This window comes from Sphingomonas sp. A2-49, assembly GCF_025548555.1.
Lineage (GTDB): Bacteria > Pseudomonadota > Alphaproteobacteria > Sphingomonadales > Sphingomonadaceae > Sphingomonas.
Window position 1 is genome coordinate 32,385 of record NZ_JAJLPA010000025.1, and the last position, 20,959, is coordinate 53,343.

The 20,959-nt window shown below is 69.9% G+C and carries 20 protein-coding genes; 8 read left to right on the top strand and 12 right to left on the bottom strand.

Annotated features, from left to right (window positions below; translation table 11 throughout):
- Positions 1-19: 19 nt before the first annotated feature.
- Both ggt and LPN01_RS16080 read right to left on the bottom strand, forming a co-directional pair.
- The gene (gene ggt, locus LPN01_RS16075; RefSeq protein WP_410482845.1) at positions 20-1,777 is read right to left on the bottom strand and encodes a gamma-glutamyltransferase; all 1,758 of its coding nucleotides are present in this window, start codon (positions 1,775-1,777) and stop codon (positions 20-22) included.
- A gap of 40 nt (positions 1,778-1,817) precedes the next feature.
- Entirely contained in the window at positions 1,818-2,843 is a 1,026-nt protein-coding gene (locus tag LPN01_RS16080; RefSeq protein ID WP_262829432.1) for a quinone-dependent dihydroorotate dehydrogenase, read from the bottom strand.
- 267 nt (positions 2,844-3,110) lie between these two features.
- Here LPN01_RS16080 and LPN01_RS16085 point away from each other — a divergent pair, with 267 nt between their 5' ends.
- From LPN01_RS16085 to LPN01_RS16115, 7 genes are all read left to right on the top strand, one after another.
- Positions 3,111-3,551, top strand: a complete 441-nt coding sequence (locus LPN01_RS16085; RefSeq protein WP_262829433.1) for an SUF system Fe-S cluster assembly regulator — start codon at positions 3,111-3,113, stop codon at positions 3,549-3,551.
- Positions 3,552-3,553: 2 nt separating this feature from the next.
- A complete protein-coding gene (gene sufB, locus LPN01_RS16090) occupies positions 3,554-5,038 on the top strand; it encodes a Fe-S cluster assembly protein SufB (protein ID WP_262829434.1) in 1,485 nt (494 codons plus the stop codon).
- Between the two features lie 120 nt (positions 5,039-5,158).
- A complete protein-coding gene (gene sufC / locus LPN01_RS16095) occupies positions 5,159-5,902 on the top strand; it encodes a Fe-S cluster assembly ATPase SufC (RefSeq protein WP_262829451.1) in 744 nt (247 codons plus the stop codon).
- A gap of 304 nt (positions 5,903-6,206) precedes the next feature.
- Entirely contained in the window at positions 6,207-7,271 is a 1,065-nt protein-coding gene (locus LPN01_RS16100) for a SufB/SufD family protein (RefSeq protein WP_262829435.1), read from the top strand.
- 193 nt (positions 7,272-7,464) lie between these two features.
- Positions 7,465-8,673, top strand: coding sequence for an aminotransferase class V-fold PLP-dependent enzyme (locus LPN01_RS16105; RefSeq protein ID WP_262829436.1), 1,209 nt, complete (start codon positions 7,465-7,467; stop codon positions 8,671-8,673).
- Entirely contained in the window at positions 8,670-9,128 is a 459-nt protein-coding gene (locus tag LPN01_RS16110; protein WP_262829437.1) for an SUF system Fe-S cluster assembly protein, read from the top strand. Before LPN01_RS16105 ends, LPN01_RS16110 begins: the two co-directional genes overlap by 4 nt.
- Positions 9,128-9,481, top strand: coding sequence for a HesB/IscA family protein (locus tag LPN01_RS16115; protein ID WP_262829438.1), 354 nt, complete (start codon positions 9,128-9,130; stop codon positions 9,479-9,481). The genes LPN01_RS16110 and LPN01_RS16115 overlap by 1 nt, the downstream gene beginning before the upstream one ends.
- Before the next feature lie 72 nt (positions 9,482-9,553).
- On the opposite strand, the gene LPN01_RS16120 is transcribed toward LPN01_RS16115, so the two are convergent.
- A complete protein-coding gene (locus LPN01_RS16120; RefSeq protein WP_262829439.1) occupies positions 9,554-10,705 on the bottom strand; it encodes an N-acetyltransferase in 1,152 nt (383 codons plus the stop codon).
- Positions 10,706-10,852: 147 nt separating this feature from the next.
- On the opposite strand from LPN01_RS16120, the gene LPN01_RS16125 reads away from it, so the two are divergent.
- Positions 10,853-11,944, top strand: a complete 1,092-nt coding sequence (locus LPN01_RS16125) for a fatty acid desaturase family protein (protein ID WP_262829440.1) — start codon at positions 10,853-10,855, stop codon at positions 11,942-11,944.
- Positions 11,945-11,958: 14 nt separating this feature from the next.
- On the opposite strand, the gene LPN01_RS16130 is transcribed toward LPN01_RS16125, so the two are convergent.
- The 9 genes from LPN01_RS16130 to LPN01_RS16170 form a co-directional block, all read right to left on the bottom strand.
- Positions 11,959-12,246, bottom strand: coding sequence for a hypothetical protein (locus tag LPN01_RS16130; RefSeq protein WP_262829441.1), 288 nt, complete (start codon positions 12,244-12,246; stop codon positions 11,959-11,961).
- Positions 12,247-12,347: 101 nt separating this feature from the next.
- Positions 12,348-13,439, bottom strand: a complete 1,092-nt coding sequence (gene lptG / locus LPN01_RS16135) for an LPS export ABC transporter permease LptG (RefSeq protein ID WP_262829442.1) — start codon at positions 13,437-13,439, stop codon at positions 12,348-12,350.
- Positions 13,436-14,632 carry an LPS export ABC transporter permease LptF gene (gene lptF, locus LPN01_RS16140; RefSeq protein ID WP_262829443.1) on the bottom strand — a complete coding sequence of 399 codons (1,197 nt, stop codon included), beginning with the start codon at positions 14,630-14,632 and terminating at the stop codon, positions 13,436-13,438. The genes lptG and lptF overlap by 4 nt, the downstream gene beginning before the upstream one ends.
- Before the next feature lie 79 nt (positions 14,633-14,711).
- Positions 14,712-16,610, bottom strand: a complete 1,899-nt coding sequence (locus LPN01_RS16145) for an ATP-binding protein (protein WP_262829444.1) — start codon at positions 16,608-16,610, stop codon at positions 14,712-14,714.
- Positions 16,611-16,732: 122 nt separating this feature from the next.
- Positions 16,733-17,995 (bottom strand): serine palmitoyltransferase, encoded by a 1,263-nt coding sequence (gene spt, locus LPN01_RS16150; RefSeq protein WP_262829445.1) that lies wholly within the window; start codon positions 17,993-17,995, stop codon positions 16,733-16,735.
- Positions 17,992-18,240 carry an acyl carrier protein gene (locus LPN01_RS16155; protein WP_262829446.1) on the bottom strand — a complete coding sequence of 83 codons (249 nt, stop codon included), beginning with the start codon at positions 18,238-18,240 and terminating at the stop codon, positions 17,992-17,994. Before LPN01_RS16155 ends, spt begins: the two co-directional genes overlap by 4 nt.
- Before the next feature lie 43 nt (positions 18,241-18,283).
- Entirely contained in the window at positions 18,284-19,186 is a 903-nt protein-coding gene (locus LPN01_RS16160) for an NAD-dependent epimerase/dehydratase family protein (protein WP_262829447.1), read from the bottom strand.
- Positions 19,187-19,220: 34 nt separating this feature from the next.
- Positions 19,221-20,324, bottom strand: a complete 1,104-nt coding sequence (proB, locus tag LPN01_RS16165; protein ID WP_262829448.1) for a glutamate 5-kinase — start codon at positions 20,322-20,324, stop codon at positions 19,221-19,223.
- A gap of 58 nt (positions 20,325-20,382) precedes the next feature.
- A partial coding sequence (locus LPN01_RS16170; protein ID WP_262829449.1) for a methyl-accepting chemotaxis protein occupies positions 20,383-20,959 on the bottom strand: 577 nt, incomplete at its 5' end.

Consider the following 20,959-nt stretch of genomic DNA (forward strand, 5'->3'; position numbering starts at 1 on the left):
CCGGCCCGCCGTCGTCGTGTCATTCCGAAGGGCGGTTCGCCACCGGCGCCATGCGGGCCGGATCGCTGACGCGGCCGTCCTCGCCGATCGCGACGCCCTCGCTGCGCGGATCGGCGGCGCCCACCCAGGTGCCGCCGACCCATTCGATCGCATTCGCCTTCAGCCCCATCGGCGCGACCTGAACGCGCTCGCCCAGCGCCGCCATGCCGGCCTGCAAGGCGACCGCGGACGATCCCGCCTCCAGCGTCGCGCCCGGGCCGGGGGCATAGACCAGCCCCAGCGCGATCGCGTCCTGCGCCGACAAATTCCAGTCGAGCACGCCGACCAGCGCCTTGGCGATCTGCGCGATGATGGTCGATCCGCCCGCCGCGCCGAGCGCCAGCCGCACGCGGCCGTCGGGGCCGTAGACGATCGTCGGCGCCATCGAGCTGCGCGGCCGCTTGCCGCCCTCCACCCGGTTGGCGACCAGCGCGCCGCCGTCGACCGGCACGATGTCGAAATCGGTCAGCTCGTTGTTGAGCACGGTGCCGTCGACCACCAGCCCCGACCCGAACGGCCCCTCGACCGTGGTCGTCACCTCGACGACGTTGCCGGCGCGATCGGCGACGGCGAGGTCGGTGGTGCCCGGAACCTCGCCCGCCGGCGCCGGCGTGCGCAACGGTGCGCCCGGCGGCGTGCCGGCCTGTACCCGCGCGAGCGTCGTCCCCGTGGCGATCAGCGCCGACCGCGCGGCGAGATAGGCGGGGTCGAGCAGGCCCTTCACCGGCACGCCGACATAATCGGGATCGCCGACGTACAGGTTGCGATCGGCATAGGCGAGGCGGGAGGACTCGGCGAACAGGTGCCAGGCGACGGGCGAATCCTTCCCCAGCTTGGCCATGTCGAAGCGTTCGAGCTGTTTCAGGATCATCATGACGGTGATCCCGCCCGACGAAGGCGGCCCCATGCCGCAGATGCGATAGCTGCGGTAGGGCACGCAGAGCGGATCGCGCGGCTTGGCGTCGTAGCTGGCGAGGTCGCCGGTCGTCATCTTTGACGGATTGCGCGCCGCGCCGTTGACGGTCGCGACGATCTTCGCCGCCTGCGGACCGACGTAGAAGCTGTCGGGACCCTGCGTCGCGATCCGCCGGAGCAGCGCCGCCTGTGCGGGATTGCGCAGGATGCCGTCGGCGGGAACGGCGAACACCGCCTGCGCCTCGGCCGACAGGTGGCCGCCATAGGATTCGCCCGAATTGCGGAAGCGCGGGCTCGTACGGAATCCGTCCTGCGCCAGCCTTATCGCGGGTTCGAACAATCGCGCCCAAGGCAGCTTGCCCGACTGGCGGTGTGCCAGCGCCATGCCGCGCAGTGCGCCCGGCACGCCGACGCTGCGTCCGCCGGGCACCGCATCGGCGTGGCTCAGCGGCGTGCCGTCGGCGGCGTAGAACCAGCGCGGCGTCGCCGCGGCGGGTGCCGCCTCGCGCGCGTCGATCGTGGTGACCTTGCCGGTCCGCGCGGCGTGGCTGACCCAGAAGCTGCCGCCGCCGATCCCGGAGCTTTGCGGCTCGACGACGTTGAGCGCCAGCATCGTCGCGATCGCCGCGTCGGTGGCGCTGCCGCCCGCCTTCAGGATCTCGACGCCCGCCGCCGCGGCGCGCGGGTCGGCGGCGCTGACCATGCCGGGGACGCCGGCCGCGGGAGGGGGCGCAGGCGCCCCGACGGCGGGGCCGGGGGCTTGCGGTGCGCAGGCCGCCAGCGGCAGCGACACGGCGGCGAGCGCGATCGGAAACGTCTTCATCGCGGCGAAGCCTAACGGCTGGCCCGGCGAGGGCAACCCGTTACGCCGCGCTGGCGGCGGCGACGTCGGCGAAGCCGTCGCGCACCAGGCAGGCATCGAGGTCGGCGAGGATGCGGCGCGGCAGGGCGGGCCCCTCGAACACCAGCGCCGAATAGAGCTGGACGAGGCGCGCGCCCGCGCGGATGCGGGCATAGGCCTCCGCGCCGCTGTCGATGCCGCCCGCGGCGATCAGCGCGATGCGGCCGCCGCCGGCGCGGCGCACGTCGTCGAGCCGCTGACGCGCCAGCGCGGCGAGCGGCGCGCCCGACAGCCCACCGGTCTGGTCCGCGTGCGGCGAACGCAGCGCCGGACGCGACACGGTGGTGTTGCCCATGACGATCGCGTCGATCCGGTTGTCGATCGCCGCGCGCACGATGCCGTCGATCGCCCCGGCGTCGAGGTCGGGCGCGATCTTCAGGAACAACGGTGTCGTGCCCCGCGCCGCGGTGCAGGCGGCGAGCAGGTCGGCGAGCGCCTGCCCATGCTGCAGGTCGCGCAGGCCCGGCGTGTTGGGCGAGGAAATGTTGATCGTGACATAGTCGGCGAGCGGTGCGGCGGCCGTGACGCCCGCGACGTAATCGGCGATGCGATCGGCCGCATCCTTGTTCGCGCCGACGTTGATGCCGAGCCGCCCGCCGCGCCGGTCGGCCGCGCGCACGCGCGCCAGCCCCGCCTCCAGCCCGCTGTTGTTGAACCCCATGCGGTTGACGACGGCGTGATCCGCGACGAGCCGGAACAGGCGGGGGCGGGGGTTGCCGGCCTGTGGCAGCGGCGTCAGCGTGCCGATCTCGACCGCGCCGAAACCCAGCCCGAACAGCCCCGCGATCGCCACCCCGTCCTTGTCCAGCCCCGCCGCGACGCCGATCGGATTGGTGAAGGTCAGCGCGCCGATCCGCGTGGCGAGCCGCGGGTTGGCCTTCGTGGCGGGATAGGGAAGCCTGCCCCGGATCGCGAGTGCCCGAAGGGTCAGGGCATGGGCACGCTCGGCATCGAACGCGAAGAGCAGCGGGCGCAGCGGAAAGGACATGCGCGCGCCCATCGCATCGTCCGGCGGCAAAGCAAAGGCTGTAGGCTTGCCCTCTGCGTCATTCCCGCGAAGGCAGGAATCCATATGCGCGGGTCCCGGATGGGAGGCGCGCCGTCAGCGTGCATGGATCCCCGCCTGCGCGGGGATGACGGTTATGGGTCACGCGCGCCCTCCCGCCACCTTGACCGCAGCGCACAAAGGCTTATCTGGCAATCGGATCGAATTGATCCGATTTGCGAACGTTTCGCAACAACCACGTCGGAGCCGATGCGCCTCAGCAGCCTAGCCGATTATGCGGTCGTGATGATGTCCGCCGCCGCGCGCCATTGCGGCGGTGCGGCGCGACTGAACGCGACGCTGCTCGCCGACGAAACCGGCGTGCCGCTGCCGACCGCGCAGAAGCTCGTCAGCCGGCTGTCCGCGGCCGGATTGATCGAGAGCACGCGCGGGACCGGCGGCGGCTTCCGCCTGTCGCGCCCACCCTCCGCGATCAGCCTCGCCGACATCGTCGAGGCGGTGGAAGGCCCGATCCAGATGACGTCCTGCGTCGAGGGCAGTCGTCACGATTGCGGGCTCGAGGGCAATTGCCAGGTCCGCCCGCACTGGGGCGTCGTCAACGAGGCCGTCCGCGGTGCGCTTGCCGGCGTCAGCCTCGCCCATCTCTCCCGCGCGCCAGCCGCTCCGGCGCGCGTCCCCGAACAGGTGTAACCATGGCCACGAAGAACGCCGAAGCCTATGCGGCCGTCTCGAAGACCTACGAATGGGGCTTCTCGTCCGACATCGAACAGGACTTCGCCCCGAAGGGCCTGAACGAGGATACCGTCCGCTACATCAGCGCCAAGAAGGGCGAGCCCGCATGGATGCTCGACTGGCGGCTGAAGGCGTTCCGCCTGTGGCAGACGATGGAGGCGCCGGACTGGGCCAAGCTCAAAGTGCCGCCGATCGACTATCAGGACGCCTATTATTACGCCGAGCCCAAGGCGAAGCCCAAGCTCGGGTCGCTGGACGAGGTCGATCCGGAGATCCTGCGCGTCTACGAAAAGCTCGGCATCCCGATCGCCGAGCAGAAGATGCTGGCCGGGGTCGAGGACCTCGATGCGGAGGGCAATCCGAAGCGCCGCGTCGCGGTGGATGCGGTGTTCGACAGCGTCAGCGTCGCCACCACGTTCCGCAAGGAGCTGGAGGCCGCGGGCGTCATCTTCCGCTCGATCAGCGAGGCGATCAAGGAATATCCCGACCTCGTCCGCAAGTGGCTGGGCAAGGTCGTGCCGCAGCGCGACAATTACTTTGCGACGCTGAACAGTGCGGTCTTCTCGGATGGCACGTTCGTCTACATTCCGGAGGGCGTGCGCTGCCCGATGGAGCTGTCGACCTATTTCCGCATCAACGCGGAGAACACCGGCCAGTTCGAACGGACGCTGATCGTCGCCGACAAGGGCAGCTACGTCAGCTACCTCGAAGGCTGCACCGCGCCGATGCGCGACGAGAACCAGCTCCACGCCGCGGTGGTGGAACTGGTCGCGATGGACGATGCCGAGATCAAGTACAGCACGGTCCAGAACTGGTATCCGGGCGACGAGAACGGCAAGGGCGGCATCTACAATTTCGTCACCAAGCGCGCGCTGTGCCAGGGCAAGAACAGCAAGGTGTCGTGGACGCAGGTCGAAACCGGCAGCGCGATCACCTGGAAATACCCGTCCTGCGTGCTCGCGGGCGAGAACAGCGTCGGCGAATTCTATTCGGTCGCGGTGACCAACAATCGCCAGCAGGCGGATACCGGCACCAAGATGATCCACCTCGGCAAGGGCTCGCGCTCGACGATCGTGTCCAAGGGGATCAGCGCCGGCCGCTCCGACAACACCTACCGTGGCCTCGTCCGCGTCGGCCCGAGCGCGGAGAACGTCCGCAACTTCACGCAATGCGACAGCCTGCTCCTGGGCGACCAGTGCGGCGCGCATACCGTGCCCTATATCGAGGTGAAGAACCCCAGCGCGCAGATCGAGCACGAGGCGACGACGTCGAAGATCAGCGAGGACCAGTTGTTCTACGCGATGTCGCGCGGGCTCGATCAGGAGGCGGCCGTCGCGCTGATCGTCAACGGCTTCGCCCGCGAGGTGCTGAAGCAGCTGCCGATGGAATTCGCGGTCGAGGCGCAGAAGCTGCTCGGGATTTCGCTGGAGGGCAGCGTCGGGTGATTGTCGAGCCCCTCCCTACAGGGGAGGGGTCGTGGTGGGGGATGCGGCCGGTGATCTTGGTGAGACACGCCTCATCCCCCAAACCCCTCTTCTGATGGGGAGGGGCTAAAAGGAAGAATGATGCTCAAGATTGAAAACCTCCACGCCGAGATCGACGGCAAGCCGATCCTCAAGGGCCTCTCGCTCACCGTCAACGCGGGCGAGATCCATGCGATCATGGGGCCGAACGGCGCGGGCAAGTCGACGCTCGGCTACGTGCTCGGCGGTCGTCCCGGCTACGAGGTGACCGAAGGCTCCGTGACGTTCGACGGGCGGGATCTGCTGGAACTCGCTCCCAACGAGCGCGCCGCGGCGGGCGTGTTCCTCGGCTTTCAGTATCCGGTCGAGATTCCCGGCGTCAGCAACGTCCAGTTCCTGCGCGAGGCGCTCAACGCCCAGCGCGCGACGCGCGACGAAAAGCCGCTGTCCGGGGCGGAGTTCCTGAAGCTCGCCCGCGAGGAGGCACGCAAGCTCGACATGGATGCCGAGATGCTCAAGCGCCCCGTCAACGTCGGCTTTTCCGGCGGCGAAAAGAAGCGCAACGAGATGGTGCAGATGGGCGTCGTCGACCCCAGGTTCGCGATCCTCGACGAAACCGACAGCGGGCTCGACATCGACGCGCTTCGCATCGTCGGCGACGGCATCAACCGGATCATGCGCGCACCCGACAAGGCGGTGCTGCTCATCACGCATTACCAGCGCCTGCTCGATTACGTGCAGCCCGACTTCGTCCATGTCTTGGCGGACGGCCGCATCGTCCGGTCCGGCGGCGCCGAACTGGCGCACGCGCTGGAGCGCGAGGGCTATGCGGGGGTGGCGGCGTGATCCCGGTTCACGCGAAGGCGCGAAGGCGCGATGAGGGTGCGCGCGGGGCGTTTGGCTCGCGTCGTCGCGCCGTTGTTTTGGTTCGCGCGGAGGCGCGGAGGCGCGGAGGGAGCGTCGCGCGGACGATGCTCCCGCGGATCGTCGCCCATGATGTCGATGCGCTGACGCGCGCGCCCGCGGAAAGCGCCGCAGGCTCCATCCCCTCTCTGCTTCTTCTCCGCGCCTCCGCGCCTCCGCGTGAACAGAAATGTCCTTCCCTTCGCGCCTTCGCGTCTTCGCGTGAAACCCATCAGAGCCCCGCCGCATGACCGACGTCCTCGACCTGCCGACCACCCGCGACGAGGCGTTCCGCTGGGCCGACATGCCCGCGCTCGAAGCCGCACGCGCGCTGCCCGCGACGACCGCGCCGATCCCCGAACCGATCCTCGCCGATGCCATCCGGCTGGTTTTTGCGGACGGTGTTCTGGTCGATGAGCCGACGGGCCTCCCGATCGCATCGACGACGCTGGCCAGCGACCACCCGCTCGGCCGCCATGCGGCGGGGGAGGGCCACGCGATCACGCTCGCCGGGCGGAGCATCACGACGATCGAGATCCTCCGCGCCAGCACCGGCGGCGACTGTCATGCGCCCCTGACGATCACCCTCGGCGAGGATGCCGTCCTGACGCTGGTCGAAAGCTTCACCGGCGCCGGCTGGAGCAACACGCTCACCCGGTTCGACCTCGGCAGGGGGGCGCGCGTCATGCGCGCCGTCCGCATCGTCCAGGACGCCGGCTTCGTCTCGACCCGCGACGAGGTCGCGATCGCCGAGGCCGCCAGCTTCGTCAGCGTCGCGCTCGGCGCCACCGGCGCGGGCACGCGGCTCGATGCGGCGCTGACGCTCAACGGCGACGGCGCCTATGCGGAACTCGGCGGCGCGCTGCTGACCCGCGACGACCAGCGGCAGGAATGCGCGGTGCGCGTCCGGCATGCGGCGCCCAACGGCCAGTCGCACCAATTGTGGCGCGCGGTCGCCGCCGACCGCTCGACCGCCAGCCTCGCCGCCGCGGTCGAGGTCGCGCGCGACGCGCAGAAGACCGACGGCGAACAGAGCCTGCGCGGCCTGCTTCTGCAACGCACCGCGACGGTGAACCTGAAGCCCGAGCTGGAAATCTTCGCCGACGACGTGAAGTGCGCGCACGGCGCGACGATCGGCGAACTCGACGCGCGCGCGCTGTTCTACATGCAGAGCCGCGGCATCCCTGCGGCGCGCGCCAAGGCGCTGCTGACGCGCGCCTTCGTGGCGGACGCGCTCGATCGCATCGCCGACGAGACGGTACGCGCCGCGTTCGTCGCGGACGCGGACGCATGGCTGGAGCAGGCATTGTGACGGTAGCGACCGCCATCCTCCCCGGCGCCGGGAGGGGAACCGCGACGCGTAGCGACGTGGTGGAGGGTGGGCTCCACCCACGGCATCGTTCGCGGCGGTCCCCCTCCACCAGCGTCGCTGGTCCCCCTCCCCGTGCCGGGGAGGATGGCGACGGCGCGCGCATCGTACACCCCCGCCCTTCGCAGGCCAGCGCATGACCACCACCGGATCCCCCCTCGACCGCATCGCCGACTTTCCCGCGATTCCGGACGGCTGGGCGTATCTCGACACCGCCGCGACCGCGCAGAAGCCGCAGGTGGTGATCGACGCGATCACCCGCGGCTATGCCGAAACCTACGCCACGGTGCACCGCGGCGTGTACCAGCGCTCCGCCGACATGACGGTCGCCTATGAAGCCGCGCGTGCCAAGGTCGCGCGCTTCATCGGCGCGACCACACCCGATGAGATCGTCTTCGTCCGCGGCGCGACGGAGGGCATCAATCTCGTCGCGCATTGCTGGGCGGCGACGCAGCTCGAGGCTGGCGACCGCATCCTGCTGTCGATGCTGGAGCACCACAGCAACATCGTGCCGTGGCAGATGGCGGCGGAGCGGGTCGGTGCGGCGATCGATGTCGTGCCGCTGACCGCGGATCATCGCATCGACCTCGACGCGATGGCCACGATGCTGACGCCGCGGCACAGGCTGGTCGCGCTCGCGCACGTCTCGAACGTCCTCGGTTCGGTGCTCGACGCCCGCCGTGCCACCGAACTGGCGCATGGCGTGGGGGCGAAGATCCTGCTCGACGGTTGCCAGGCGGTGCCGCGCATCCCGGTCGACGTCGCCGCGATCGGGTGCGACTTCTATGTCTTTTCCGGGCACAAGCTCTACGGGCCGACCGGGATCGGCGTGCTGTGGGGCCGCGGCGACCTGCTCGGCCAGATGCCTCCCTATCAGGGCGGCGGATCGATGATCGACCGCGTCACCTTCGCGAAGACGACCTATGCCCCGCCGCCGGGCCGGTTCGAGGCGGGGACGCCGCACATCGTCGGCGCGCTCGGCCTCGCCGCCGCGATCGACTATGTCGAGGGGATCGGCGTCGGGCGCATCCACGATCACGAGACCGCATTGGTCCGCGACGCCCGCGCCGCGCTGTCGTCGCTCAATTCGGTCCGCCTGTTCGGGCCGGAGGACAGCGCCGGCATCGTCAGCTTCGAGGTCCGGGGTGTGCATCCGCACGACGTCGGCACCATCTTGGACGAAGGCCGGGTGGCGATCCGTGCCGGCCACCATTGCGCGCAGCCGCTGATGGACGTGCTGGGCGTCGATGCGACCGCACGGGCGAGCTTCGCGGTCTATAACGGGCCGCAGGATATCGAGGCGCTGGTGAAGGGCGTCGAGCGAGTAGCGAGGATTTTCGGATGAGCGATCGGTTTCGCGTCGAGGAAGTGGAGGCGGTCGCCCCGCCGCCACGTGCCCGCGTCGAGGATGGGGCAGGCGAGGCCCCCCGCGAGCGCGACTATCTGTCCGGTTTCCTCCGGCAGGCGCCACGTACGGATGCCCCCGGCGAGCCCGGCGGCGCGCTGTACGAGGCGGTGATCGATGCGCTGAAGGAAATCTACGACCCGGAAATCCCGGTCAACATCTACGATCTCGGCCTGATCTATGGTGTCGAGCTCAATGACGAGGGTCATGCGACGGTGATGATGACGCTCACCACGCCGCATTGCCCGGTTGCGGAATCGATGCCGGCGGAGGTCGAGATGCGCGTGGCGGCGGTGCCGGGAATCGCCTTCGCCGACGTCAATCTGGTCTGGGATCCGCCCTGGGATCCGCAGAAGATGTCCGACGATGCCAAGCTCGAACTGGGGATGCTGTGATGGCGACGACCCTGCGCCCGCGGCCCGCGCCGCTGATCCTGACCGCGTCGGCGGATGCGCGCATCGCCGACCTGATGGCGCGCGCGCCCGCGGGTGCCATCGGCGTCAAGCTGTCGACCCCGCGCCGCGGCTGTTCCGGCCTCGCCTATTCGGTCGACTATGTGACCGAGGCGAAGCCGTTCGACGAGCGGATCGAGACGCCGGGCGGCACCCTGTTCGTCGACGGCGGGTCGATCCTGTACCTCGTCGGATCGACGATGGACTGGGTCGAGGACGATTTCACCGCCGGGTTCGTCTTCGCCAACCCGAACGCCAAGGGCGCCTGCGGCTGCGGCGAAAGCTTTACGGTCTGACGCCGTGATCGTCGCGAGCGTAGCGCCGCTGCGCTCGCGACGGATAACGGCGGGGGCTGCCTGTGCGCCGTCCTACAGGGTCTTGCCGTAGACGGTGTAGACCTTGTTCACCTCGCTCTCGAGCGTCGTGGCGATCGAGCGCATGCCCTGATTGTCTTCCAGGATCCACCCGATCTCGCCCCGGCTGGCGCCGTAATGCTCGACCGACGCGCGGCGGATATATTCGATCATCATGAAGGCGAGCTGGCTCGCCATCCGCGACGCCTGCAATTCCTTCACCACGCCCATCAGCGGCACGCGCATCGTTCGCACCTTGGGCTTGCGCAGCCACAGCAGCAGCTTGGCCCAGCCGAACGGCAGCAGCGATCCGCCCAGCGGCTTGATCGGTTCGTTGAGGTCGGGCAGCGTTATCATGAACGCGACCGGCCGGCCGTCGAGTTCGGCAATGCGGATCAGGTCGTTGAACACGATCGGCTTCAGCTTGACGCCGACGTCCTTGATCTCCGGCGGGGTGAGGGGGACGAACCCCCAATTGTCGCTCCACGCGTCATTGAGGATCGACAGGATGATCGCCGCCTCTTCCTCGAACCGGCGCTTGTCGACCTCGCGCACGACGATGCGCGGGTTGCTTTCGCCCGACTTGATGATCCGCTTGACGATCGGCGGGAATTCCTTGGTGATGTCCAGCTCGTAGGTGAACAGCTGCTTGGCCGGCTCGTAACCGGCGCGCTCGATCCAGCCGCGATATTCGGGCTTGGCGTGCCCCATCATGATCGTCGGGGGATGGTCGAAGCCCTGGACGAGCAGTCCCGGCTCTTCCCAGATCGATTGCGAGATCGGCCCCAGCGCGCGGGTCATGCCTTCGCCGCGCAGCCAGTCCTCCGCCTTGCCGAGCAGCGCGACGAAGACGTCCTCGCGCTCGGCGTCCATCAGCCCCCACTGGCCGACGCCGGGGCCGAAGCCCTGTGCGGCGGGCATGGTGAGCGCCAGCGTATCGATATGCGCGGAGATCCGGCCGACCACCCGGACGCCCTCGTGCGCCAGGAACAGCTGTACCTTCGCATGGCTGTACCAGCCGTTCTTCTCCGGCGTGATGAGCCCCAGCGCCTCGCCCATCAGCGGCGGCACCCAGTTCGGATCGTCGCGATACAGCCGGAACGGCAGGTCGACGAACGCCTTGCGCTCGCGCTTCGTGGTGACGGGCGTGATCGTCAGGTCGCTCAAAGTCTCGGCCTCCCTCTTGGCGGTGCGATCTAGCACGCCGCGCCGCCGATGCGAGTGACGATTCCGTCATCTGTGATCGGAACCTTGCGCGGCCACCGACTGTAAATGCCATGCTGCCGCCACTATCTTGGGGCAATGGACCACGTCATGGACAGCTCGTTGACCCTTTCCCGCGCGCCCGCCGCAGACGTTGTTGCGCGCGCGCCGCGCGAGCGGATCGCCGACGACAGGGCGATGCTGCGGACGGCCGCCGAACTGACGCGCGATCTCATCGCGCCGCGGCCCGGCATCTATTGGGCGGACCTGATCGCATCCTCGATGGTCGGCTATGGCGCCCTCGCGGTCGCGGTCAGCGTGACCGGGGCGGGATGGGTCGTGCTCGCCGCGCTGGTATCGGCGCTGGCGCTGTACCGTGCGCTGAGCTTCATCCACGAAGTCAGCCACATGAAGCACAGCGCACTGCCGCGCTTCCGCGGCCTGTGGAACGTGCTGGTCGGCGTGCCGATGCTGGTGCCGAGCTTCATGTACGAAGGCGTGCACAACCTTCACCACGCCAAGACGCGCTACGGCACGTCGGAGGATCCCGAATATCTGCCGCTCGCGCTGATGAAGCCGTGGACGCTGCCGGTGTTCGTCGTGGTCTCGGCGCTGGCCCCCGTCGGGCTGCTGATCCGCTATGCGATCCTCGCGCCCGTGTCGCTGCTGTCGCCCCGGCTGCGCACGGTCGTGATGGAGCGTTATTCGGCGCTCGCGATCAACCCGTCGTTCCGCCGCCGCGCGCCGGAGGGCGAGGCGCGGACGATGTGGAACCGGGTCGAGGCCGCCGCCAGCCTCTGGGCGATCGCCGTGGTGGCGCTGACCGCGACCGGCGTGTTCCCGCTGCGTGCGGTGCTGATCGGCCTTGCGATCGGATCGGGCGTCGCCGTCGTCAACCAGGTCCGCACTTTGGTCGCACATCTGTGGGAGAATGACGGCGAACCCATGTCGGTGACCGCGCAATATCTCGATTCGGTCAACGTTCCCCCGCCGTCGCTGCTGCCGGCGCTCTGGGCGCCGGTCGGCCTGCGCTACCACGCGCTGCACCACCTGTTGCCGAGCCTGCCCTATCATGCGCTGGGCGAGGCGCATCGGCGCCTCAGCGCGGCGCTGGATCAGGCGTCGCCCTATCACCGCGCCAGCTATGCGGGCCTGCCGGGGCTGGTGAACAAGATCGTCCGGAGCACCTTCGCGCCGCGCTGATCCGCCGCGCCGGGTCAGACCCGGCGGATGCGGGCGAGAATGTCGGCGAGCGTGCCCCCGCCATAAGCGGCGTGCGCCTGCGCCGCGGTCATGCCGGTACGGCCGGTCTTGGCGGTGACGGCCGTCGCGAGCGGGACCGCCCTGGGCACGAGTACCGGGCGCATCACGCGTCCCGTATTGCGTCTGGCGGAGGCGGGCGCGGTCGTCGCGCCGGCGAGCGACTTGGCGAAATCCTGATCCGTGCCGGCCCGTGCCGTCGTCCCGGTCGGCGTGACCGGCGCGCCGCGCGCCGCGGCTGTCATCGACACGTCCATCTTCGCTCTCCGCTACCCTCGTTCGCCGGAACGTCTAGCGGATCATGGTTAACGACGTGTCTATTTCGGACCGAAACCGCAACGGGCGATCATTCCTCCGTGCGGATCAGCACCGCCTCGCCGATCAGCAGGAACAGCAGGAACGGCGCCCAGGCGGCGAGGAAGGGCGGATAGGCGCCCAGATTGCCCATCGCGAGCGCGAAATTGTCGGCCACGAAATAGGCGAAGCCCAGCCCCATGCCGATCACCGCGCGGATGAACAAATGGCCCGAGCGCGCGATGCCGAATGCCGCGACCGCGCCCAGCAGCGGCATCAGCACCGCCGACAGGGGACCGGAGAATTTGTGCCACAGCGTCCCCTCGAGCGACTTGGTCGGCCGCCCCGCGTCGCGCAAATCGCCGATCGCGGCGGCCAGCGCGGTGAAGTCGAGCCCGTCGGGATTGACCGTGCCGAGCGTGAACTGGTCGGGCCGGACGCCCGGCGCGACGGTGACCGTGCCAAGGTTGCCGACCCGCCCGGTCGCGACGTCGAAGCGCGTGGCGGGCCCGATCGCCCAGCCGTTGCCCGCGTGGCGACCCTGCGGCCCGCGAATGATCGCGACCAGCTCGCCGCCGGTCCGGTCGTAGACGGTGACGTTGCCGAGCCGCGTCGCCTCGCCCCGGCCGCGCACCTGCTGCACCGCGATCAGGTCGTCGCCGTCGCGGACCCAGACGTTGGTCCGCTCGCCCCGGTCGATCGGCAGCGCGCCATAATCGACGTCCTTCCACTGGTCGAGCGTCGCGGTGGCGCGGGTGACGATGCGCTCGTTGAACGCGAAGCTGACCACCGCCACGCCGAGGCTCGCGACCAGCAGGGGGGCGAGCACCTGATGCGCCGACAGGCCCGCCGCCTTCAGCGCGATCACCTCGCTGTTCTGGTTCATCGTGATGAGCGTCAGGATCGTGCCGAGCAACACCGAAAAGGGCAGCAGGAAGGCGATGATCTGCGGTGCGCGCAGCCCGACATATTGCCATACCTGCGCCTGCGTATTGCCCGGGTGCGCCAGGATCGCGCCGGATTCGCTCAGCAGGTCGAGCGTCTGGAGGATCAGCAGCAGCGCGGCGAGCAGGCCGAACGTCCGCGTCAGGAACATCCGCCCCATGTAGACCGCGACGGTCCGCGACGGGAAGAAGCTGGTCATGCGGTCGCGCCCTTCTTGCGGCCGCGGCCGGGCAGGTAACGGGTGACGAGCTTCGCGATCTTGGAAAAGCCGCGCTCCAGCGCACCGATCGGCTGGCCGCCGGGGACGTAGGCGATCTGATAGTACATCCACAGGATGATGCCGGCGAACAGGCAGAACGGCACCCAGAGCGCCACTGCCGGATCGATCCGCCCCAGCTCGCCGATCGACGCGGCGTATTCGTTGACCTTGTGATAGGCGACGATCATCACGATCGCGAGGAACACGCCGAACCCCGAATTGGACCGCTTGGGCGGCACGCCCAACGCGACGGCGAGCAGCGGCAGCAGGAACATCATCGCCACCTCGACCAGACGGAAATGGAATTCCGACCGGCTGCTGTCGCGCTGTTCCTCGTTGCGCGACGCATGGCCGAGCTTCGCCAGTTCGGGCAGCGTGAATTCGAGGTTGCGGCCCCCGCGCTGCCGGAAATTCTCGTAGCGGGGCAGGGGAATGGGCAGATCGTGCGAGGTGAAGGTCAGCACCCGGGGCACGGTGAAATTGGGCGCCTTGTGCACCAATGTGCCCTTGGTCAGGCGGAATATGATCGTGTTGGGATCGTCCGTCGCGAGGAACTGCCCCGACTGCGCGGTGACCGAATAGCTCGTGCCCTTGTCGTTGTAATAGACGAAGATGCCGTCGAGCTTGCGGCCCTTGTCGTGGCTCTGCTCGATGCGCAGCGTCATGCGGTCGCCGAAATGGGTGAATTCGCCGACCTTGATCGAGGCGCCGAGCGCGCCGGTGCGCAGCTCGAAGCGCAGCTGCTCGTAATAATAGCGCGCCTTGGGCTGGACGAAGCCGACGATCGCGATGTTGAGCGCGGCGAGCACGATCGCGTACATGAACGGCACGCGCAGCATCCGCGTATAGCTGACGCCGACCGCGCGCAGCACGTCGAGCTCCGAATTGGCCGCCAGCCGGCGGAAGGCGAGCAGGATGCCGAGCAACAGCCCGATCGGAATGCCGAGGCCCAGATATTCGGGCAACAGGTTGGCGAGCATCCGCCAGACGACGCTGATCGGCCCGCCTTCGGTGGCGACGAAGTCGAACAGCCGGCGGATACGGTCGAGCACCAGCAGCATGGCGGCGATCGTCAGCGTCGAAAACAGCGGCAGCGCGATCAGCCGGGCCATGTAGCGGTCGAGGGAGGTCATGCGGGAAGGGGCTCGGGCCGGGGCGGGAAGCGCCGGGTATAGGCATCGGGGTGGCGGACGTCAGCTAGAAAAGCCCCGCTCACTCCGCGGCGATCTGTTGCGGCGGGGCGGGGCGGTCGGCCGCCATCGCCCGCCGGATCGCCGCTTCCAGCCCGGCGAGCGTGAAGGGCTTGCGCAGCACCTGATAGGCACCGAATTCGGTCGCGTTCGCCTCGCCCGCGAAGCCGGTGACGAACAGCACCGCGATATGCGGGAAGCGCGGGCCCAGCGTCGCGATCAGTTCGGGCCCTGTCTGCCCCGGCATCAGCACGTCCGAGATGATGAGGTCGATCCCGTCGTGCCCGGCGAGCAGCGCCGCCGCCTTGTCGGGGCGATCGCAGGCGATGCCGTGGTGGCCGAGTTCGCCCAGCGCGCCCATCGTCGCGCCGAGCACGCGCGGATCGTCCTCGACCACCAGCACCTGCAACGGCAACCCGACCGGGTCGGCGAGCGCGATCTCGACGACGGGGGCAGCGGCGGGCAGCGGCACGCTGGCATCGCGCGGCAGGTAGAGCGTCACCGTCGTGCCGTCGCCGGGCGCGGTGTCGATCGCGATCGCACCCTCCAGCTGGCGGACGAGGCCGAAGATCTGGCTCAGCCCCAGCCCGGTCCCCTTGCCGGCCTCCTTGGTGGTGAAGAAGGGTTCGTAGACGCGCTCGACCACGTCCGGCGTCATCCCGCAGCCGTCGTCGGTCACCGCGATCGTGACATATTCCCCCGCCGCGCAATGATCGACGTCGTCCTCCGCAAGCCGGATCGCACCGGTCGCGATGTCGAGCTGCCCGCGCCCGTTCATCGCGTCGCGTGCGTTGACGGCGAGGTTGAGGATCGCGTTTTCCAGCTGCACGCGGTCGGCGCGGACGTGCCAGCCCTGCGCGCCGTCGCGCGTCGTCACGGTGATCGCATCGCCCAGCGTCCGGTCGAGCAGTTCGGACATGCCGGACACCAGTTGCGCCGCCGGGATCGGTTCGGGCCGCAGCGCCTCCTCGCGACTGAAGGTCAGCAGCCGCCGGGTCAGCGCCGCCGCCCGGTTGGCGCCCTCCGCCGCATTGTCGAGATGGCGCGCCGTCGCCACCGGATCGCTGTGCATCGATCGCTTCGCAAGCTCCAGCCCGCCCAGCACGACCGCCAGCATATTGTTGAAATCATGGGCGATGCCACCCGTCAGCTGGCCCACCGCCTCCATCTTCTGGATCTGGCGCAGCTTGGCCTCCTGCACGCGCAGTTCGTCGGTCGCCTGCGTCACCGCGGTCGACAGCTCCTCGGCCCGCTCGCGTTCGGCATCCGCCTCCGCGCGCGCGATCGCGCGTTCGCCGAGCGCCTGCAGCGTGAACCAGCCGAGCAGCAGCGCGCCGAGCACGATCAGCACGCCGAACACCGCGAGCACGCCCGCGATCCGGCTCGACCGGTCGACCGTGCGCATCGCGTCCGTCGTCCGCGCGTCGAGCAGCGCGCGCTCGCCTGATATGATCTCGTCCAGCCGCAGGTCGATCGCCGCCAGCGTCGGCGACTGGCGTGCCTTGTAATAACGCGCGAGCGCCTGGCCGTTCTTGCCGTAGGTGGTGCTCAGCGCGGTCAGCGACAGTTCCTCGCCACGGTGCATGTAGGCGTCGCGCAGCTGGGCGACGCGCGCGCTCTGTTCGCCTGTCGCGCTGGTCAGCCGTTCGAGCCGGCCGATCTGCGTGCCGGCGAGCCGCCACTGGTCGAAATAGAGCTGGCCGAGTTCGCGCTGGTCCTTGCCGCTGATGACGTAGCGGCCCAGCGACGCCTCCGATCGCGCGATCGTGCCCGACAGCGTCCGCGCGAGGATCATCACGTCGTAACTGTGCGCCTGCGCCTGCAATGCCCGGTCGCGCTGGCGGTTCGCCTCGCCCAGCGTCACGATCAGCGCGACGAGCACCGCGGCGCCGAGCAGACCCATTACGACCAGCGTAATCATCCGCCAGGCCGCGTCGCCTCCGGGAGCCCCCCCCGGGACCGTCTCGGCATCATCCCGCGTCACGGCGACGATGCTACGCCGTTTCGCGACCGCTGGAAAGCATGCTCACCGTAGGGCTGCGGTCAGCGGATCGCGCCCACGGCCTGTCCCGCCGACCGGAACATCGCCAGCACCGCGTCGAGCTGCGCGCGGCTGTGCTCGGCGCACAGCGAGCAGCGCAGCAGGAACGTGCCCGCCGGCGTCGCGGGCGGGCGCGCCATGTTGACGTAGACGCCCGCTTCCAGCAGCCCCTGCCACATCGCCACCGCCTGTTCCTGGTCGTCCAGGATGACCGCGACGATGGCGCTGTCCGGCGCCTCGGTACCGAGCCTGAAGCCCATCGCCTTCAGCCCGCCGTGCAGGTGGCGCGCATTGTCCCACAGCCGTTCGCGCTTGGCGTGCGCGGTCCTGAGCTTGCGGATCGATGCCGCCGCGGTCGCCACCACCGACGGGGGCAGCGATGCGGTGAAGATATAGGCGCGGCAGGCGAGGCGGATCGCCTCGAACTTGGGATGGTTCGACACGCAGAAGCCGCCGACCGTGCCGACCGACTTCGAGAAGGTGCCGACCACGAAATCGACGTCCGCCTCCAGCCCCAGCGCCTCGTAGACGCCGCGGCCGTTGGGGCCATAGAAGCCCATCGAATGCGCCTCGTCCGACAGCACCATCGCGCCGTGCTTCTTCGCGACCGCGACCATCTCCCGCAGCGGCGCGATGTCGCCGAGCATCGAATAGACGCCCTCCAGCACCACGAGCTTGCCCGCCTCCTTCGGCAGGCGACCGAGCCGCTTGTCGAGATCCTCGACGCTGTTGTGGCGGAAGCGCACGATCTCGGCGACGCCCTGCTTGCAGCCGTCGTAGATCGAGGCGTGGCTGTCGGCGTCGAGGATGACGTATTCGCCCTTGCCGACCAGCGTCGAGATCATGCCGAGGTTGGCCATGTAGCCGGTCGAGAAGACGATCGCGCCGGTCGTGCCGTAGAATTCGCGCAACGCCGCCTCGGCTTCCATATGGTCGCGGAAGGTGCCGTTGAGCATCCGGCTGCCGTTGGTGCCCGATCCGAACCGGTCGAGCGCGTCGTGGCCGGCGGCGATGACGTCGGGATCGAACGTCATGCCCATGTAATTGTAGGTGCCGAGCAGGATCGTGTCGCGGCCGGCGATCACCGCCTCGGTCGGCGATTTCACCTGCTGCATGACGATCGCGAACGGATCGGTGACGCCGGTGTCGATCAGCGCCTGCCGTTCGGCGATCAGCCCGTCGAACTTGCTCATCAGGTCGCGTTCGGGGACGACCGGCGCAGGATCGAGGTCGAGCGTCTCGGACTGGAAGCCGGTTTCCGTCATGCCTCGCCCTTCAGCTTGGCGACCGCGTCGGCGAGCTGGCCGACGGTCTCGATCTCCGCCTGCATATTCATCGTGATGATGATGTCGAATTCGTCCTCGATCGCCGCGACGAAGTCCATCACGGTCAGGCTGTCCCACTCCAGGTCGCCCTGGAACGTGGTCGCTTCGGCCAGCGCGACGCCCTTTTTGTTGAACGGTTCGATCTGGCTCTTGATGATGTCGAGGATCTGGGTGCGTTCGGTCATGATGGTCATCCGATTGGCGGCCAATTGCGGCAGGGTTGCGGCGCTATAGCAGTCCGTTGGCGCGATACCATCGCGCGGTGGCGGCAAGGCCCTCCGCCGGGGCGGTCCGCGGCGTCCACAGGGCGGCGGGCGGACGCAGCGCGGGGCGGGCGGTCCAGTCGGGATGCGCGAGATAGCCGACCCGGTCGGGGGTGAGTCGCGCGCCGGCGCCGCGCGCCATCCGGTCGATCCGCGCGCCCAGCATCATCACCGCGCGGGGCAGGTGCAACGCCAGCACGCGGCGGCGGCCGACCGCACGCCCGATCGCCTGCGCCAGCGCCGCATGGGTCAGGACGTGGCCGTCGTCGACCTCGTACACCGCCGGCGGGACCGCCTGCGTCGCCAGCGTCAGCAGCAGTCGCGCGAGGTCCGCGACCGCGACCAGCGACACTGCGCCGCGCGGCGGCAGCAGCGCGATGCCGAACTTCGCGGCGCGGAACAGCTCGCGCATGTCCATGTCGCCGGGACCATAGACCCCGCTCGGCCGGACGATGCTCCAGTCGAGGCCGCTCGCCTCGACCAGCGCCTCCGCCGCCGCCTTCGACCAGCCGTAGTTGGACAGCCGCGGTTCGCGCGCCGACAGGGACGAGACGTGGACGAACCGGCGCACGCCGGCCGCCCGTGCCGCGGCGAGCATCGCGCGCGTGCCGTCGACGTTGCCGGCGACGAAGCCGGCCCGGTCGGGCGCGTTGACGACGCCGGCGACGTGGACGACCGCGTCGGCGCCGGCACACACTGCGGCGAGCGCGTCGGGCCGGTCGAGCGCACCGTCGATCCACGTCACCCCCGCGCGCGGCGGCTGCGGGCGGCGGGCGAGCGCGCGGACGCGATGGCCGGCGGCCAGCGCCTGGTCGAGCAGCACCGCGCCGACGAACCCGGTCGCGCCGGTGATGGCGAGGACGGTCATGCCGACCGCGCCCACGCCGCCGCTGCGGGCGGCATCACAGGAGCGCCAGATGGCTGCGATGGACGAGCGCCGCGCGCGGGGCGTAGCCGAGGATCGCCGCCTGTTCGTCGGATCGCGTGCCGAGCAGGCGCGCGGCGTCGCCCGCGTCATATTCGGACAGGCCGCGCGCGATCGTCCCGGCCGGCCCCTCGACCGTGACGAGGTCGCCACGCACGAAGCCGCCATCGATCCGCGTCGCACCCGCCGCCAGCAGGCTGCCGCCCGCCGCGAGAGCCCGTGCCGCGCCCGCATCGACGTGGATGCTGCCGCGGGCGGTGAGGCCGCCCGACAGCCACGCCTTGCGCGCGGAGGCGGTGCGCTCCGCAACGAACAGCGTGTGCCGCCGCTCGCCCGCCAGCGGATGGTCCATCCGCCCGCTGGCGATGGCGAGGCTGGCGCCCGCGCCGGTCGCGATCCGCGCCGCCGCGATCTTCGACACCATGCCGCCCGATCCCATGCCCGACGCCGATCCGCCGTCCGCCATCGCGGCGACCGCGTCGATGCGCTCGACCCGCGGGATATGGCGCGCGGCGGGATTGGTATGCGGATTGGCGTCGTACAGACCGTCGACGTCGGACAGCAGCACGACCGCGGGCGCGCCCGCCGCCTGCGCCACGCGCGCGGCGAGCCGGTCGTTGTCGCCGAAGCGGATCTCCTCGGTCGCGACGCTGTCGTTCTCGTTGATGACCGGCACCACGCCCAGCCCGAGCAGCCGGCCGAGCGTCGCCGCGGCGTTGAGGTAGCGGCGGCGGTCCTCGAGGTCGTCAAGCGTCACCAGCATCTGCGCGGCGGTCAGGTCGTGCGCGCCGAGCAGTTCCGCCCAGGTCTGGCTCAGCGCGATCTGTCCGGTGGCGGCGGCCGCCTGCGCATCCTCCAGGCTGGCACGACCGCCCCGGGCGAGGCCGAGCCGCCGCGCCCCGAGCGCGATCGCGCCGGACGAGACGATCGCGACCTGCTGCCCCGCAGCGCAGCGGGCGGCGACGTCGGCGACCAGCGTCGCCAGCCACGCGCGCCGCACATCGCCGTCCGCCGCGACGAGCAGGGCGGAGCCGACCTTGACGACGAGGCGCGGGCAGGTGGAGGGCGGAAAGAGCGTCACGCGCGGCCCTTACCGCAGCGGATCGCCGTCGCCAATCGCGGCGCCGGCCGCGGCGCCCTCAGGCGGCGACGTGCCGGGCGAAGTCGTCGGCGCGGCTGCGCAGCGTGTCGAGGCGATCGTCGAGCTGGTGGAAGCCGCGGCCGACGCCGTCGATCTCGGCGGCCACCGCCTCGGTATCCTCGCGGATCGCCGCGATCGTGCCCGACATCGAATCGGCGGCGAGCGCGGTCTCGTCGACCGCCGCGGTGATCGCGGTCACCGTCTGTGCCTGCGCCTCCATCGCATAGCGGATGCGATCGGCGGATTCCTGCACCTCGGTGACCGTGGTCTTGATACTGGCATTGGTTTCGACCGTCGATCGCGTCGCCGACTGGATCGAGGCGATCTTGGCGGCGATGTCGTCGGTCGCGCGCGCGGTCTGGTTGGCGAGGCTCTTCACCTCCTGCGCGACCACCGCGAAGCCGCGGCCGGCATCGCCGGCGCGCGCCGCCTCGATCGTCGCGTTCAGGGCGAGCAAATTGGTCTGGCCGGCGATGTCGCGGATCAGGCCCAGGATCGATTCGATCGATTTCGCATGATCCGACAGCGCCTCGGACATGCCGACCGCGTTGGTCGCCTGCGTGCTGGCGCGCGCC

Coding starts and splice junctions, on each gene's coding strand:
- LPN01_RS16105 (WP_262829436.1), top strand. CDS start 7,465: ATGACCACCACCGGATCCCCCCTCGACCGCATCGCCGACTTTCCCGCG.
- LPN01_RS16125 (WP_262829440.1), top strand. CDS start 10,853: ATGGACAGCTCGTTGACCCTTTCCCGCGCGCCCGCCGCAGACGTTGTT.
- spt (WP_262829445.1), bottom strand. CDS start 17,995: ATGACGGAAACCGGCTTCCAGTCCGAGACGCTCGACCTCGATCCTGCG.
- LPN01_RS16115 (WP_262829438.1), top strand. CDS start 9,128: ATGGCGACGACCCTGCGCCCGCGGCCCGCGCCGCTGATCCTGACCGCG.
- lptF (WP_262829443.1), bottom strand. CDS start 14,632: ATGACCTCCCTCGACCGCTACATGGCCCGGCTGATCGCGCTGCCGCTG.
- LPN01_RS16110 (WP_262829437.1), top strand. CDS start 8,670: ATGAGCGATCGGTTTCGCGTCGAGGAAGTGGAGGCGGTCGCCCCGCCG.
- LPN01_RS16130 (WP_262829441.1), bottom strand. CDS start 12,246: ATGACAGCCGCGGCGCGCGGCGCGCCGGTCACGCCGACCGGGACGACG.
- LPN01_RS16080 (WP_262829432.1), bottom strand. CDS start 2,843: ATGTCCTTTCCGCTGCGCCCGCTGCTCTTCGCGTTCGATGCCGAGCGT.
- LPN01_RS16085 (WP_262829433.1), top strand. CDS start 3,111: ATGCGCCTCAGCAGCCTAGCCGATTATGCGGTCGTGATGATGTCCGCC.
- sufB (WP_262829434.1), top strand. CDS start 3,554: ATGGCCACGAAGAACGCCGAAGCCTATGCGGCCGTCTCGAAGACCTAC.
- LPN01_RS16145 (WP_262829444.1), bottom strand. CDS start 16,610: ATGATTACGCTGGTCGTAATGGGTCTGCTCGGCGCCGCGGTGCTCGTC.
- LPN01_RS16100 (WP_262829435.1), top strand. CDS start 6,207: ATGACCGACGTCCTCGACCTGCCGACCACCCGCGACGAGGCGTTCCGC.
- LPN01_RS16160 (WP_262829447.1), bottom strand. CDS start 19,186: ATGACCGTCCTCGCCATCACCGGCGCGACCGGGTTCGTCGGCGCGGTG.
- sufC (WP_262829451.1), top strand. CDS start 5,159: ATGCTCAAGATTGAAAACCTCCACGCCGAGATCGACGGCAAGCCGATC.
- lptG (WP_262829442.1), bottom strand. CDS start 13,439: ATGACCAGCTTCTTCCCGTCGCGGACCGTCGCGGTCTACATGGGGCGG.
- ggt (WP_410482845.1), bottom strand. CDS start 1,777: ATGAAGACGTTTCCGATCGCGCTCGCCGCCGTGTCGCTGCCGCTGGCG.
- LPN01_RS16155 (WP_262829446.1), bottom strand. CDS start 18,240: ATGACCGAACGCACCCAGATCCTCGACATCATCAAGAGCCAGATCGAA.